We start from the raw sequence: 14121 nt of genomic DNA on the forward strand, positions 1-14121 counted from the left end.
ATTCTCTATTCCATTATACGTGATTCAAGCACTTGCCGCATGGAGAAATTCTCCAGACCGAGGTAGTAGGAAGCAGTATCGATCAGTGCTTCCATCGGGACGAGCCCTACGATTTCGCTACCGAGAATGATCACTCCATAGCGACGGGCTTCGATGCGCACCAACTCGAAAGCACGATAAAGTGCCGTACGGGTATAATCGGTCATGTTGATAGACACCTGGGTAATGTTCCGTTCCTTCAGTTCTACCCCCATCGCTTTGACATAACGCAAACCACCATTGATATGACGGATATTTTTGGCTATCTTGGTTGCAATTTCAAGATTATCAGTACTCAGATTGATATTATAGGCCACCAGCGGCATACGGGCACCGATAGCGACTACCCCGGCTGTAGGATGGCATCCGGCAGGACCGTAATCGGGATGCCATTCGGGCAGTTTCATTTTCTCGGCCATCCCTTCGAACTCTCCTTTGCGAACAGCTGCCAGATTTTCACGATGAGGGGCTGTCGCCGATTTCTCATAAAGGAAGACAGGAAGGTGATAAAGCCCGGCTACCTTCTCTCCTATCTCCCGGGAAAGAGAGACGGCTTCGTCCATCGTCACGTTTTTAATGGGAATAAAGGGCACTACATCAACGGCCCCCATGCGGGGATGCTGCCCCCGGTGGTGATTAAGATCTATCAATTCCACAGCCACTCCAATAGCCTCGATAACAGCATCACGCAGAGCTTCCGGCTCGCCGATAAGGGTTACTACCAGTCGGTTGTGATCTTCATCATTGCTATAATCGAGCAATTTCACCCCAGACCGGGCACGGAACGGAGCGACAATACGATCTATCTTTTCCAGATCCCGCCCTTCACTGAAGTTGGGGACGCATTCTACTATTTTATTCCAGTTCATACTACATCGTTTTAAGGGCACCACAGATTACACGGATTCTTACAGATTAAGATTTATTTTTATTCTCATTATTCCGCAACTATTCTCTTTATCAACTCTTCATCTGCCAGATAAGGCAGCGTGATGTGGTAGGCATCACCATGTGACAGATTGAACGCTTCGCTGGTTTCCATCGCATGTTCATTGCGGGCCCACGAACGGCGGGCCACTCCCCCCATCACATCCCAAAGCATAGAAGAACGAAGGATTTCGTCTACTCTCAGGCTCCCGTCACACACCATACCGAAACCTCCGTTGATAGCTTTGCCAACGCCAACTCCGCCTCCGTTGTGCAAAGCTACCAGGCTCATGCCCCGGGCACAATTCCCGGCAAAACACTGTACGGCCATATCGGCCATTACATTGCTGCCATCTTTGATATTAGAGGTTTCACGGAAGGGTGAATCCGTACCACTCACATCGTGATGATCGCGTCCCAGCATAATAGGCCCGACTTCTCCGTCACGCACCATTTGGTTAAACCGGAGAGCTATCTTCAAACGACCGACAGCATCCTGATACAATATACGGGCCTGTGTACCCACCACCAACCGGTTCTTGCCGGCATCCCGTATCCAGTTATAATTGTCCAGATCCTGTCCGCGACGTTTCACATCGATACATTCCATCGCAGCACGGTCCGTTCTGGCAAGATCTTCGGGGTTACCACTGAGACATACCCAACGGAATGGACCGTAACCATAGTCAAAGAGCTCCGGTCCCATAATATCTTCCACATAACTCGGCCAGATAAAGCCGTCTTTTTCATCGGTTCCGTTTCGTGAAATCTCTTTGACTCCGGCATCATAGACAGCTTTCATAAACGAGTTGCCGTAATCGAAAAAATAAGTTCCGCGGGAAACAAGTTTCTTGATCACTGCAAAATGACGATGGAGGGATTCGTCTACCAACCGACGAAACGCTTCGGGAGATTCATGCAACAACCGGGTACGTTCTTCGAAAGTAACTCCGGCAGGACAATACCCACCTTCGTAAACAGCGTGACAGGAGGTCTGATCGGATAAAAGTTCAATAGGAATATCTTCCTGAACGGCATATTCAAGCAGGTCTACTACATTGCCATGATAGGCCACCGAACAGGATTCATGCCGTTCAGCAGCGCTCAGTGCCATCCGGAAAGCGGTATGGAGATCAGTCGTGACATGCTCCACCCACCCTTGCTTGTAACGGGTTTCAATACGCGAGCGGTCCACTTCGGCTATAATCGAAGCAGCACCGGCTATTTCGGCTGCCTTGGGTTGGGCACCGCTCATACCACCCAAACCGGAGGAAACGAACAAATGTCCACTCAAGTTCTTATCTTGAGGGATGCCTAGCTTGAGCCGGCCGGCATTCAGCAGAGTATTGAATGTGCCATGCACAATACCCTGCGGCCCAATGTACATCCATCCGCCGGCTGTCATCTGGCCATAGTTGGCGACTCCCATCTGGGCTGCCTCATGCCAGTCATGCTGATTGTCGAACATGCCTACCATCATTGAATTGGTGATAATGACCCGAGGGGCATCGGGACGGGAATGGAAAAGCCCTAACGGATGTCCCGATTCGATAACAAGCGTCTGTTCACGCGTCAGGAGTTCGAGGTATTGTTTTATCAACCGGTATTGCATCCAGTTCTGACATACCTGCCCGGTCTCGCCATAAGTGACGAGTTCATAAGGATAGAGAGCGATATCAAAACAAAGATTATTGTCGATCATCACCTGAAAGGCCTTGCCTTCAATACAGTTCCCCTGATATTCGTCGACGGGTTTGGCTTTGAGGTCGCCTGCCGGACGAAAACGGTACCCATAGATTCGTCCCCGGGTCCGCAACTCCTCCAGAAATTCAGGAGCCAGTTTTCTGTGCAGTTCCACAGGGATATAACGCAATGCATTTTTTAAGGCCGTGACGGTCTGTGCCGGCGAAAGGGTATATCCACGGTCGGGCGCCCGGCGAATACCTTCGGCGAATACCGGATATTCAGGTAACTGATTGCTGAGAGTCATTTTCATAATAAAAGGAATTAAGGATTACAAACTGTCAGCTCTACAATTTGATAACTCTTCGCAATATAGAAAAAAGGTGGGAATCTACCAAGATTTCAGCAGATTTATTATCAAAAGGTTAGAATAATAAAGAGAGGCAAATGAGTAGTCGCCTGTTGGGTTGTATAGTGGCAAGGCAGCAGTCCCTGCTGCTGATCGAAACGCTACTTCTCTTCCGCCTTCAGCAGTCGCAGATATTTGTCGGTAACTTTGGCAGACTCGCTATTTTCATTCAGATAGGCGGCTTTCCAATCAGGATGCCCCCCAAGCAGTTCTCCCATCCGCTCTTTTCCGACAAATCCTACCTTATTGGTTTCAGGATCTATTTCATAATATACCCGTTTGGATATTAAAGCGGAAGCAGCAATCGCATCGCCGAATTGACCACCCAGCATCACATCCATCGTGGCATCGCTGCCGGCAGCTACGGAACCTAAAGGAATGGCACTAAAATAAATATGGTCTCCAATGCGCAGGGCGGGAGCATACCAACCTCCGAAACGAAACTTCTTATAGCGTAATCTCTTGCAGTTCACATAAAGGGAAGTGTCCGCCTGCACGGCATAACAGCGGGACTTCAGGTATTTGCACATGGAATCGTCCGGACTGGCACTGATCTTATAGTCGGCACCACCGGTCATCAGAATATGATTCTTTGTACGTTTCTCCACTTTCAGCGAGGCAACCGTATCTCCTTCACAAGCGAGCAGCCCTTTCAGATTGGAATATACGACATTCTGCGCAGTAACATCCATCACTACCCAACTCATCAACAGCAGGAAACACAATTTCTTCATAAACGCATCCTATTAAAGACTTTCATGGCGGAAAGGTACACCTTTTAACGAATCGGAGCAAGTTTTCAGAAGAAAAGTTTAAGAAAAAGGAGAAAACACTTGACTTTTGCTCTCCAATGTCGTATCTTTACTATCAGAATCATAAAGTACGTTCAATTTATATTAGGAATGAAAGAGGGAGGCTATTGCTCCCTTTTTTTATGGAATCACTTCACCCAACCTCCCCATAACAGACGGAGCTAAAGATGAGTTCAGGCTCCGTTTGCCCTAAAGCAAGGCTCTGCCGAAACGAAACAGCGGCTCTATTTCACTCGGATCCCGGCTCTGCAAACTCTCTACCCGGCAGCTTCGGCAAGAAAAGACCGGGATATCCGGAGATATACCAAGAAGAATATGAAGAATCTCCGGAAGAGACGGGAAATGTACCTGAAAGGAAAGCGGAAACCGGCTCCAACGTTAATAATAAGTAAATCTGCTCTTGACAAAAACAAGCTCATGCCAAGAGAGCGCCGTACTCACGCTAAATATATTATTTTTGCGGGTCAAACAATCAAGGAAATATGGAACAACTAAATCTCATCATAGACACTTATCAACGGATTATTCTCGAATCGGAATCGAAGCTGGCAAAGGTAAAACAACACATTTACCGTATCGGTACACTCCGACTGATACTTTTCGCGGCAGGAATTGCAGGTATCATTTATTTCTGGGACGAGGGCAGGCTGGTGATCGGCGGTATCGCGGCTATCACCTTCATCCCCTTCATATTATTGGTGAAACTGCACAACCGGTTGTTTCATCAGAAAGATTACCTTGAAAAGAAGATAGAAATCAACCGACAGGAATTACAAGCCCTTACATACGATACGTCAGCTTTCGATAATGGGGAGGAGTTTATCAATCCATCACATCTTTATACTTATGACCTGGACGTATTTGGAGAACATTCACTCTTTCAGTACATAAACCGGACTGCCACGCAACCCGGTAAAAAAAGACTGGCAGAATGGATGAATATGCACCTGAAGAGCAAAGCGGAGATAGAGAAACGACAGGAAGCAGTACGGGAACTGGCTCCGGAGTTAGAAATGCGCCAGCATTTCCGTGTACTCGGATTGCTGCATAAAGGTAAAACTGCTGACGAAGAAGAAATCAGGAACTGGGCTTCGAGTCCGGAATATTATCGGAAGAAATGGTATTTCCGAACTTTGGCTATCCTTATCCCCACCGCCAATGCTGTCTGCATCGGGCTGGCCATAGCCGGAATCATCTCATTCACCACATGGGGAATCGTCTTCGCAAGTATAGGATTGTTCAGTTCTTCATTCTCAAAAGGTATTAGCCGAATGCAGTCTGTTTACGGTAAAAAGATGCTGATACTGACAACCTATGCACGACTCATTCACATTATTGAGGAGAAAAAAATGCGATGCAGCGCATTAAAGGAAATCAAGGAATTGGTGGGAGGTGAAAAACAAACGGCTTCACAAGCCGTAAAACGCCTCACCGAACTCATGAATGCACTGGACCAACGAAACAATATGTTAATGCAATTTGTCCTGAACGGACTATTTTTCTGGGAATTGCGGCAAGTCATGAAGATAGAAGCCTGGAAGGAAAACTATGCAGCCCACCTGCCGGATTGGCTTGAAGCCATTGGCGAAATGGATGCTTACTGTTCGCTGGCCTGTTTTGCGTATAATCATCCCGGATATGTGTTCCCCGAAATTGCATCCAAACCATTTTGCGTGGAGGCCGAAGCATTGGGTCATCCATTGATGAATCGAAATAAATGTGTACGCAATGATATCCGGATCGCAAAGCGTCCTTTCTTCATCATCATAACAGGTGCGAATATGGCAGGGAAAAGCACCTATCTACGTACCATAGGAGTAAGCTATCTGCTGGCATGTATCGGAGCCCCTGTCTGGGCAGAGAAGATGAAGCTATATCCGGCACAACTCGTCACCAGCCTGCGCACGACCGACTCATTGGCAGACAATGAATCGTATTTCTTTGCAGAACTGAAACGACTGAAACTTATTATTGATAAACTGAACTCCGGCGAGGAACTGTTCATCATACTCGACGAAATTCTGAAAGGAACGAATTCGATGGATAAACAAAAGGGCTCCTTCGCACTGATCAAACAATTCATGGCTTTACAGGCGAACGGCATTATTGCCACTCACGATCTCCTGCTAGGCTCTCTTATCAATCTATTCCCCAAAGATATCCACAACTATTGTTTCGAAGCGGACATCACTAACAACGAACTGACTTTCTCCTACAAGCTCAGAGATGGAATTGCGCAGAACATGAATGCCTGCTTCCTGATGAAAAAAATGGGAATAGCCGTCATCGACGACTAATCCCCATTTCGTATTGAAGCTTGAATTAGAATCAGTGTCCTTTTGTCTTAGTCAGGAAAGCGGCAATAGAAGCTGCTTCACCATTCGTGAAATAACGTACGGATGTAACCGGGTTATAAGTATAGGGTACAAATTGGAACAATTGTACGGCGGCAAACTTTCTGTCTTCGGACAGCATTACATCTAAACGCAGATTTCCACTTGTACCACCTTTGGCAGTCGATTGCATAGAGAAATCACCCGACTTCACCATGTCTGTCAATTCATCCAGATGTTTCAAATCAAAAAAGATACTTTGCTCTTTAGCAACACTGCCCGTCGGCAAGTAAACAATCTCCTTGGATTTCCAGAACAACCGGAAAACGCCAATCAAGAACAAGGCGGTGCCTAGTACCATAAGTCCCATACTGATAGTCGATGAACGGTCTTCCATCTCAAAAGTAGAAACAAATGCAATCACTCCTGCCAATAACATAATGCAAGAGAAGATAAGTCCGGAAACACTGGTGCGTTTTGCAATATCTGGGTGTGAAGATGCAAAAATTGTTGCATCGATAGCTTGGGTTGTCATAATATTGAAGTTTAAATTATTAGTAAATAATAGCTGATAAATACTACCACACCTATAACTAACAGGCACGGCAACATAAAATAATAATAGAACTAATAAGTTAAACTCCTATACAATAATACGCCTTAGAGCGAAAACATAGTATTCGCTTACAGGATGACAACAATAAGAAGTAGTGGTTTCATAAAGCTTCCCCCAATGCTGAGATAAAACAGCATCACGGTCTGCCAGCCTTTGAGCAAGGGCTTTTAAAGAAAAAATAGATTCGGCCGCTTGTATACGCTGTATGCGCGACATTGCGATCTGATGCGTCTGAATTCCGGTCCCGGCCAATTCGGCATCAGGGAAATAGGGTGTCTGGGGACTGCTGACTGTTTCGTGCGTATCCCCTTTCATTGTTGACATAGCCATATAGATATCTTGTTCCGCCTGTTTTTCAGCGAAATAGTCGTTAGCTACACTATGAAGTGCCACAGCAAACAACATGAACAATATAATTTTAATGAACTTTGCCATATCTGCCTGCAAATATAACAGATTATTCAGTCCGACTGTTCACCTTCAAATGTTTTTAATGTATCTTTAGTAAAATCAACAAAAAAGGCCACTCTTTTCAGAGCAGCCTTTTTTATATCTATAAGAATAATAGTTGAATTATTCTGCTGATTCAGCTTTCGGTTCTTCAGTTGCAGGTACTTCGGCAGCAGGAGCAGCTTCAGTAGTTTTCTTTGAACGACGAGTACGAGTTGCTTTCTTAGCAACTTTCTCTTTAGCCATGTTTTCGTTGTAGTCAACGAGTTCGATGAAGCACATTTCAGCATTGTCACCCAGACGGTTTCCAGTCTTGATGATACGAGTATAACCACCCGGACGGTCAGCAATCTTCACAGAGATTTCCTTGAACAATTCTGTTACAGCGAGTTTATCCTGCAAGTTGCTAAATACAACACGACGAGAGTTTGTAGTGTCTTCTTTAGACTTTGTGATCAAAGGCTCAACGAATTTCTTCAGAGCTTTCGCCTTTGCTACAGTCGTAGTGATTCTTTTGTGCTTGATCAAAGAACAAGCCATGTTAGATAACATAGCACTTCTGTGAGAAGCAGTACGACCTAAATGATTGAATTTCTTATTATGTCTCATTTTTTATTCTTTATCTAATTTATATTTAGAAATATCGGTTCCAAACGACAGATTCAGACTTTCCAGCAAATCATCAAGCTCGGTAAGCGATTTCTTTCCGAAGTTTCTGAATTTCAGCAGGTCAGTTTTGTTGAACTGTACCAAATCGCCCAATGTTTCAACATCAGCAGCCTTCAAGCAATTGAGGGCACGTACTGACAGATCCATATCGACAAGTTTAGTTTTCAACAGCTGACGCATATGCAATACTTCTTCATCAAACTCTTCATTACCGTCAACGTCATTACTTTCAAGAGTAATTTTTTCGTCAGAGAATAACATAAAGTGATAAATCAGAATTTTAGCAGCTTCTTTCAGCGCCTCTTTCGGGTGAATGGAACCGTCGGTAGTAATTTCAAGTACCAGTTTCTCGTAGTCAGTCTTCTGCTCTACACGGAAGTTTTCTACAGCATACTTAACATTACGTATCGGCGTATAGATTGAATCGATTGGAATTACATTAACATCGGTACAATATTCGCGGTTTTCGTCAGCGGGGACATATCCACGACCTTTGTTAATTGTAATGTCAATCTGCATAGTTGCTTTAGAATCTAAATGACAAATAACTAATTCCGGATTTAACACTTCAAATCCAGTCAAATACTTACCTATGTCACCTGCTTTAAATTCACTAGAATTCTCGATAGTGATGCTCACCTTTTCGCTCTCGAATTCTTCAACTACTTGCTTGAATCTCACTTGTTTCAGATTCAAGATAATGTTGGTAACATCCTCTTTTACTCCAGGAACACTAGAAAATTCGTGCTCAACACCTTCTATACGGATAGTGGTGATAGCAAAACCTTCTAATGAAGAAAGGAGGATACGGCGCAAAGCATTACCAACGGTAATACCAAAACCGGGTTCCAAGGGACGAAATTCGAATTTACCGAATTTGGCATCCGCTTCCAACATTAATACTTTATCAGGTTTTTGAAATGCTAATATCGCCATGAAATTAATTATTATTTAGAATACAATTCAACAATCAAATGCTCTTTAATGTTTTCAGGAATGTCTGCTCTTTCAGGAATGTGCAGCAATTTGCCCACCTTTGAAGCTTCATCCCATTCCAACCAAGCATATTTGCTGTGATTGAAACCAGCGAGAGAATTAGCAATTACTTCCAAAGATTTAGATCTTTCACGAACGCCAATCAACTGACCCGGTTTAACTACGTATGAAGGAATGTTTACTACCTGTCCATCAACTGTAATGTGTTTGTGGCCTACCAACTGACGAGCTGCTGCACGCGTAGGAGCAATCCCCAAACGGAACACGATGTTGTCAAGACGACCTTCAAGCATCTGGAGAAGTACCTCACCGGTAATACCTTTAGCTGTAGCTGCCTTTTCGAACAAGTTGCGGAATTGTTTTTCTAATACTCCATAAGTATATTTAGCTTTCTGTTTCTCACGAAGCTGAATACCATATTCAGAAGTTTTTCTTTTTCTTGAATTTCCGTGCTGTCCGGGAGGATAGTTTTTCTTCGACAAAACTTTATCAGCTCCAAAGATACCTTCACCGAATTTACGGGCTATTCTTGATTTTGGTCCAGTATATCTAGCCATTTCTTTTTAAATATTTAATTGTTTATTCATGAACTCAATTTGTTGCAGCCGCGATTACAGAGAAGAAATTAATGCAATCCAAAAACAAAATCAAGTATCATTTTTATTAAAGGTAAATCTTAAACTCTACGTCTTTTCGGAGGACGACAACCGTTATGCGGAAGCGGAGTTACGTCAATGATTTCTGTAACTTCAATACCGGCACCATGAATCGTTCTGATAGCAGATTCACGACCGTTACCCGGACCTTTAACATATGCTTTTACCTTTCTCAGGCCAAGATCGAATGCAATTTTAGCACAATCCTGGGCAGCCATCTGAGCTGCATAAGGAGTATTCTTTTTAGAACCTCTAAATCCCATCTTTCCTGCAGACGACCAAGAGATAATCTGCCCTTCACTATTTGCAAGAGAAACAATAATATTGTTGAAAGATGAATGAACATGCAATTGTCCATTAGCATCTACCTTAACATTTCTCTTCTTAGCTGCGACTGTTTTTTTTGCCATATCAACAATTATTATTTAGTAGCTTTTTTCTTATTTGCAACGGTTTTCTTTCTACCCTTACGAGTACGCGCATTGTTCTTAGTGCTCTGACCTCTTACAGGCAGACCAATACGGTGACGTACACCACGGTAGCAACCAATATCCATTAATCGCTTAATGTTCAATTGTACTTCAGAACGAAGATCACCTTCAACCTTATACTCTGCACCGATGATCTCACGAATCTTTGCAGCCTGATCATCTGTCCAGTCTTTCACCTTCAGATCTTTGTCTACACCAGCTTTATCTAAAATTTTTGCTGAACTACTACGACCTATTCCATATACATAGGTCAACGCAATCTCACCTCTCTTATTTTGAGGTAAATCTACACCAACTATTCTTATAGCCATATACTAAATTATTTTTTTTGCAAAAATAATAAATTATCCTTGACGTTGTTTATACTTAGGATTTTTCTTGTTAATAACATACAAACGGCCATTACGTCTAACGATCTTACATTCTGGCGTACGTTTCTTTAATGATGCTCTTACTTTCATATCTTATTTTATTTATATCTAAATACAATTCTTCCTTTCGATAAGTCGTAAGGAGACATTTCGACTCTGACTTTATCACCCGGTAGGATTTTAATGTAATGCATTCTCATCTTACCAGAAATATGAGCAGTAATCTCATGTCCGTTTTCTAATTCAACACGAAACATTGCATTAGACAATGCTTCAACTATAACTCCATCTTGTTCTATTGCAGATTGCTTTGCCATATATTATATCGCTTTATCTCCTAAAACTTCTTCTATGAATTTAAATGATGACAGAATATCAGCCTCGCCTGCACCTACCGCAATGGTATGTTCAAAGTGTGCGGCACATTTCCGATCTCTGGTTCTCACTGTCCATCCGTCACGTTCCATAATAACTTGTCGGTCACCTTGCGTAATCATCGGTTCAATCGCAATGCAAAGACCTTTCTTTAAAAGTGTTCCGTATCCTCTTTTACCATAATTCGGTACCTGAGGGTCTTCGTGCATGTCTTTACCAATACCATGACCGACAAATTCACGCACAACACCATAAGAATGGGACTCACAATATTGCTGAATAGCATATCCGATATCACCGATTCTTTTTCCCTGCACAGCATTTTGAATGCCAATATACAACGCCTCTTTAGTTACCTTCAACAACTGACGAACTTCTTCGTCCACTTCACCAACGCAAAAGGTATAAGCTGAATCACCACAGAAACCATTCATGTAGGTACCACAGTCGACCGATACAATATCACCGTCTTTCAACACGATATCTCCCGGAATGCCATGCACTACCTGTTCATTAACCGATGTGCATAAAGAGGCAGGAAACGGATCTCCATATTGATTGGGAAAACCTTTAAAGGTAGGAACAGCACCATGATCTCTGATAAACTCTTCCGCTACCTTATCCAGCTCTTTAGTGGTAACTCCCGGTTTCACAAGTTTGGCAACTTCAGCCAACGTTCTACCAACAAGTAAGTTACTCTGACGGAGCAGCTCTATTTCATCTTCAGTTTTAAGAAATATCATTTCTACTCAAAGAATTAATATGCAGCTACACTACTACCGGTGCGTCCTTTGATACGACCAGACTTCAACAAACCATCATAATGTCTCATCAACAAATGACTTTCGATTTGTTGCAGTGTATCCAAAACAACACCTACAAGAATTAACAGAGACGTACCACCGAAGAATTGAGCAAACTCAGCCTTCACACCAAAGATACCGGCAAATGCGGGCATGATAGCAATGAAAGCCAAAAAGAAAGAACCCGGCAAAGTAATACGTGACATGATATCATCGATATACTCAGCAGTTTTCTTACCTGGCTTAATTCCCGGAATGAAACCATTATTTCTCTTCATATCCTCGGCCATTTGAGTCGGGTTAATGGTAATCGCAGTATAGAAGTACGTAAATAAGATAATCATTACTGCAAAAACAAAATTATACCAGAAACTCGTATGGTCAGTAAATGCATGAACGAAACCACTCACATTGTTAGTGTTAGAAAAACCAATGAAAGTGATCGGAATAAACATAATTGCCTGGGCAAAAATGATAGGCATTACACCGGCAGCATTCACTTTCAAAGGAATGTACTGTCTTGCACCGCCATACTGTTTATTACCAACGATTCTCTTTGCATACTGTACAGGAATTTTTCTTGTACCTTGTACCAAAAGAATAGCTCCGGCAATTACGATCAGCAGGAATACTATTTCAAATAAGAACATGATCAAACCACCAGTCTTGTCGGTCATACGGGAAATCAACTCCTGGAATAATGACTGCGGAAGACGAGCGATAATACCAATCAAGATAATAAATGAAATACCATTACCAATACCTTTATCTGTGATTCTTTCACCAAGCCACAGGATAAACATACTTCCAGCTGCCAAAATAATGGTAGAAGTAACCATGAACAGAGTCCAATCTAATGAAGCATTTAAGGAAGGTCCAGCCTGCATTTTAAGATTGAGCAAATAAGAAGGGGCCTGAACCAACAAAATAGCAATCGTCAAATAACGAGTATATTGATTCATCTTTCTTCTGCCACTTTCTCCCTCTCGCTGAAGTTTCTGAAAATACGGCACAGCGATTCCCAGCAACTGGATAACGATTGATGCAGAGATATAAGGCATAATTCCTAATGCGAAAATAGATGCATTAGAAAATGCTCCTCCTGAGAACATGTTTAACAAGGCTAAAAGGCCCTCGCTTGTTTGTTGATGCAATTGTGTCAGCATACCCGGGTTGATTCCAGGAAGCACGACGTACGAACCGAAACGGTAAATCGCCACAAACAATATGGTAATGAGGATCCGTTGTCTCAGATCCTCAATTTTCCATATATTCTTTAATGTTTCAATAGCTTTTCTCATTGAATCAGAGTTTTACTACATTTCCACCAGCAGCCTCGATAGCAGCAACTGCACTCTTAGAGAATGCGTGAGCTTCTACACTCAGCTTAGCAGTCAAAGTTCCGTTACCTAATACTTTAACCAACTGGCTTGAAGAAATGAATCCAGCTTCAATAAAGTCATTAACACCTACTTTTTCCAACTTCTTAGCTTCAGCTAATTTCTGGATTGTTTCTAAGTTAATAGCTTTATATTCAATTCTATTGATGTTCTTAAAACCAAATTTAGGTACTCGACGTTGAAGAGGCATCTGACCACCTTCAAAACCGATTTTCTTAGAGTATCCAGATCTTGATTTAGCACCTTTATGACCTCTTGTAGAAGTACCTCCTAAGCCAGAACCCGGACCACGTCCGATTCTTTTTCTTGTTTTAGTAGAGCCTTCTGCAGGTTTTAAATTACTTAAGTTCATATTGTAATTCGTTTTATATTCAACAAATAATTACTTAACAATGGCAACCAAGTGTTTAACCTTATCTACCATTCCAAGAATTGAAGGAGTGCTTTCGTGTTCAACCACACGGTTCAATTTGCGAAGTCCCAGTGCATCAAGAGTTCTTTTCTGATCAGCCGGAGCACCAATTCTACTTTTAACTTGTTTGATCTTTATAGTTGACATATCTCCCTCCTTATCCTCTAAATACTTTTTCAACACTAATTCCTCTGTTCTGAGCAATCATTCTTGCATCACGCATCTCGCCTAAAGCCATGATAGTGGCTTTTACAAGGTTATGCGGATTTGAAGATCCTTTTGATTTAGCCAAAACGTCAGTTACACCAACACTTTCCAATACGGCACGCATAGCACCACCGGCTACAACACCAGTACCGTGAGAAGCAGGTTTGATGAATACTTCAGCACCACCAAACTTAGCTGACTGTTCGTGAGGAACAGTACCTTTCAGTACAGGCACTCTTGTCAGATTTTTCTTAGCCGATTCAACACCTTTAGCGATAGCTGCTGTTACTTCACCAGCTTTACCAAGTCCCCAACCGATAATACCTTCTTCGTTACCTACAACTACAATTGCAGAGAAACTAAAAGTTCTACCACCTTTGGTTACTTTAGTAACACGATTAATAGCAACTAATCTGTCTTTCAGTTCTATATCGTTAGTAATCTTAACTCTATTATTAACTCCTGCCATAAT

The 14121-nt window shown here is 42.6% G+C and carries 19 protein-coding genes; 2 read left to right on the top strand and 17 right to left on the bottom strand.

Annotated features, from left to right (window positions below; all coding sequences use genetic code 11):
* Positions 1-5: 5 nt before the first annotated feature.
* The 3 genes from ftcD to BSHG_RS02015 all read right to left on the bottom strand — a co-directional run bounded on the left by ftcD (position 6) and on the right by BSHG_RS02015 (position 3792).
* Positions 6-908, bottom strand: a complete 903-nt coding sequence (gene ftcD, locus BSHG_RS02025) for a glutamate formimidoyltransferase (protein ID WP_008661368.1) — start codon at positions 906-908, stop codon at positions 6-8.
* Between the two features lie 68 nt (positions 909-976).
* Positions 977-2962 carry a urocanate hydratase gene (locus BSHG_RS02020; RefSeq protein WP_008661369.1) on the bottom strand — a complete coding sequence of 662 codons (1986 nt, stop codon included), beginning with the start codon at positions 2960-2962 and terminating at the stop codon, positions 977-979.
* Positions 2963-3159: 197 nt separating this feature from the next.
* Positions 3160-3792, bottom strand: a complete 633-nt coding sequence (locus tag BSHG_RS02015) for a DUF6563 family protein (protein WP_008661371.1) — start codon at positions 3790-3792, stop codon at positions 3160-3162.
* A 245-nt stretch (positions 3793-4037) separates the two neighbouring features.
* Between BSHG_RS02015 and BSHG_RS23375 the strand changes: the two genes are divergently transcribed.
* The gene (locus tag BSHG_RS23375) at positions 4038-4262 is read left to right on the top strand and encodes a hypothetical protein (protein WP_045899403.1); all 225 of its coding nucleotides are present in this window, start codon (positions 4038-4040) and stop codon (positions 4260-4262) included.
* A gap of 90 nt (positions 4263-4352) precedes the next feature.
* On the top strand, positions 4353-6167 hold the full coding sequence (locus tag BSHG_RS02010) for a MutS-related protein (RefSeq protein ID WP_008661373.1): 1815 nt from the start codon (positions 4353-4355) through the stop codon (positions 6165-6167).
* Positions 6168-6198: 31 nt separating this feature from the next.
* On the opposite strand, the gene BSHG_RS02005 is transcribed toward BSHG_RS02010, so the two are convergent.
* From BSHG_RS02005 to rpsE, 14 genes are all read right to left on the bottom strand, one after another.
* Positions 6199-6738 (bottom strand): hypothetical protein, encoded by a 540-nt coding sequence (locus BSHG_RS02005; protein ID WP_005791581.1) that lies wholly within the window; start codon positions 6736-6738, stop codon positions 6199-6201.
* A gap of 108 nt (positions 6739-6846) precedes the next feature.
* A complete protein-coding gene (locus BSHG_RS02000) occupies positions 6847-7254 on the bottom strand; it encodes a hypothetical protein (protein ID WP_032497113.1) in 408 nt (135 codons plus the stop codon).
* Between the two features lie 138 nt (positions 7255-7392).
* The gene (gene rplQ, locus BSHG_RS01995) at positions 7393-7878 is read right to left on the bottom strand and encodes a 50S ribosomal protein L17 (protein WP_005791577.1); all 486 of its coding nucleotides are present in this window, start codon (positions 7876-7878) and stop codon (positions 7393-7395) included.
* 3 nt (positions 7879-7881) lie between these two features.
* Positions 7882-8874, bottom strand: a complete 993-nt coding sequence (locus BSHG_RS01990) for a DNA-directed RNA polymerase subunit alpha (protein ID WP_005782229.1) — start codon at positions 8872-8874, stop codon at positions 7882-7884.
* An 11-nt stretch (positions 8875-8885) separates the two neighbouring features.
* A complete protein-coding gene (gene rpsD / locus BSHG_RS01985) occupies positions 8886-9491 on the bottom strand; it encodes a 30S ribosomal protein S4 (protein WP_008661380.1) in 606 nt (201 codons plus the stop codon).
* A gap of 119 nt (positions 9492-9610) precedes the next feature.
* Positions 9611-10000: a 30S ribosomal protein S11 gene (gene rpsK / locus BSHG_RS01980; protein ID WP_004296327.1), complete on the bottom strand. Its 390-nt coding sequence runs from the start codon at positions 9998-10000 to the stop codon at positions 9611-9613.
* Between the two features lie 11 nt (positions 10001-10011).
* Entirely contained in the window at positions 10012-10392 is a 381-nt protein-coding gene (gene rpsM / locus BSHG_RS01975; RefSeq protein WP_002558050.1) for a 30S ribosomal protein S13, read from the bottom strand.
* A gap of 33 nt (positions 10393-10425) precedes the next feature.
* Complete coding sequence (ykgO, locus tag BSHG_RS22660; RefSeq protein ID WP_002558051.1) at positions 10426-10542, bottom strand: type B 50S ribosomal protein L36; 117 nt, start codon at positions 10540-10542, stop codon at positions 10426-10428.
* 8 nt (positions 10543-10550) lie between these two features.
* Positions 10551-10769 carry a translation initiation factor IF-1 gene (gene infA, locus BSHG_RS01970; RefSeq protein ID WP_002558052.1) on the bottom strand — a complete coding sequence of 73 codons (219 nt, stop codon included), beginning with the start codon at positions 10767-10769 and terminating at the stop codon, positions 10551-10553.
* Positions 10770-10772: 3 nt separating this feature from the next.
* Entirely contained in the window at positions 10773-11570 is a 798-nt protein-coding gene (gene map, locus BSHG_RS01965; protein ID WP_005791569.1) for a type I methionyl aminopeptidase, read from the bottom strand.
* 14 nt (positions 11571-11584) lie between these two features.
* Complete coding sequence (gene secY, locus BSHG_RS01960) at positions 11585-12931, bottom strand: preprotein translocase subunit SecY (protein ID WP_008661383.1); 1347 nt, start codon at positions 12929-12931, stop codon at positions 11585-11587.
* 4 nt (positions 12932-12935) lie between these two features.
* Positions 12936-13382 carry a 50S ribosomal protein L15 gene (rplO, locus tag BSHG_RS01955; protein WP_005804135.1) on the bottom strand — a complete coding sequence of 149 codons (447 nt, stop codon included), beginning with the start codon at positions 13380-13382 and terminating at the stop codon, positions 12936-12938.
* Between the two features lie 30 nt (positions 13383-13412).
* Positions 13413-13589 carry a 50S ribosomal protein L30 gene (gene rpmD, locus BSHG_RS01950; RefSeq protein WP_004296332.1) on the bottom strand — a complete coding sequence of 59 codons (177 nt, stop codon included), beginning with the start codon at positions 13587-13589 and terminating at the stop codon, positions 13413-13415.
* Between the two features lie 10 nt (positions 13590-13599).
* Positions 13600-14118, bottom strand: a complete 519-nt coding sequence (gene rpsE, locus BSHG_RS01945) for a 30S ribosomal protein S5 (protein ID WP_005791564.1) — start codon at positions 14116-14118, stop codon at positions 13600-13602.
* Positions 14119-14121: the final 3 nt, after the last annotated feature.

This window comes from Bacteroides sp. 3_2_5, from assembly GCF_000159855.2.
GTDB lineage: Bacteria > Bacteroidota > Bacteroidia > Bacteroidales > Bacteroidaceae > Bacteroides > Bacteroides fragilis.

Excerpts from the sequence above, each read along its gene's own strand:
- ftcD (WP_008661368.1), bottom strand. The coding sequence starts at position 908 with ATGAACTGGAATAAAATAGTAGAATGCGTCCCCAACTTCAGTGAAGGG.
- BSHG_RS02020 (WP_008661369.1), bottom strand. The coding sequence starts at position 2,962 with ATGAAAATGACTCTCAGCAATCAGTTACCTGAATATCCGGTATTCGCC.
- BSHG_RS02015 (WP_008661371.1), bottom strand. The coding sequence starts at position 3,792 with ATGAAGAAATTGTGTTTCCTGCTGTTGATGAGTTGGGTAGTGATGGAT.
- BSHG_RS23375 (WP_045899403.1), top strand. The coding sequence starts at position 4,038 with ATGAGTTCAGGCTCCGTTTGCCCTAAAGCAAGGCTCTGCCGAAACGAA.
- BSHG_RS02010 (WP_008661373.1), top strand. The coding sequence starts at position 4,353 with ATGGAACAACTAAATCTCATCATAGACACTTATCAACGGATTATTCTC.
- BSHG_RS02005 (WP_005791581.1), bottom strand. The coding sequence starts at position 6,738 with ATGACAACCCAAGCTATCGATGCAACAATTTTTGCATCTTCACACCCA.
- BSHG_RS02000 (WP_032497113.1), bottom strand. The coding sequence starts at position 7,254 with ATGGCAAAGTTCATTAAAATTATATTGTTCATGTTGTTTGCTGTGGCA.
- rplQ (WP_005791577.1), bottom strand. The coding sequence starts at position 7,878 with ATGAGACATAATAAGAAATTCAATCATTTAGGTCGTACTGCTTCTCAC.
- BSHG_RS01990 (WP_005782229.1), bottom strand. The coding sequence starts at position 8,874 with ATGGCGATATTAGCATTTCAAAAACCTGATAAAGTATTAATGTTGGAA.
- rpsD (WP_008661380.1), bottom strand. The coding sequence starts at position 9,491 with ATGGCTAGATATACTGGACCAAAATCAAGAATAGCCCGTAAATTCGGT.
- rpsK (WP_004296327.1), bottom strand. The coding sequence starts at position 10,000 with ATGGCAAAAAAAACAGTCGCAGCTAAGAAGAGAAATGTTAAGGTAGAT.
- rpsM (WP_002558050.1), bottom strand. The coding sequence starts at position 10,392 with ATGGCTATAAGAATAGTTGGTGTAGATTTACCTCAAAATAAGAGAGGT.
- ykgO (WP_002558051.1), bottom strand. The coding sequence starts at position 10,542 with ATGAAAGTAAGAGCATCATTAAAGAAACGTACGCCAGAATGTAAGATC.
- infA (WP_002558052.1), bottom strand. The coding sequence starts at position 10,769 with ATGGCAAAGCAATCTGCAATAGAACAAGATGGAGTTATAGTTGAAGCA.
- map (WP_005791569.1), bottom strand. The coding sequence starts at position 11,570 with ATGATATTTCTTAAAACTGAAGATGAAATAGAGCTGCTCCGTCAGAGT.
- secY (WP_008661383.1), bottom strand. The coding sequence starts at position 12,931 with ATGAGAAAAGCTATTGAAACATTAAAGAATATATGGAAAATTGAGGAT.
- rplO (WP_005804135.1), bottom strand. The coding sequence starts at position 13,382 with ATGAACTTAAGTAATTTAAAACCTGCAGAAGGCTCTACTAAAACAAGA.
- rpmD (WP_004296332.1), bottom strand. The coding sequence starts at position 13,589 with ATGTCAACTATAAAGATCAAACAAGTTAAAAGTAGAATTGGTGCTCCG.
- rpsE (WP_005791564.1), bottom strand. The coding sequence starts at position 14,118 with ATGGCAGGAGTTAATAATAGAGTTAAGATTACTAACGATATAGAACTG.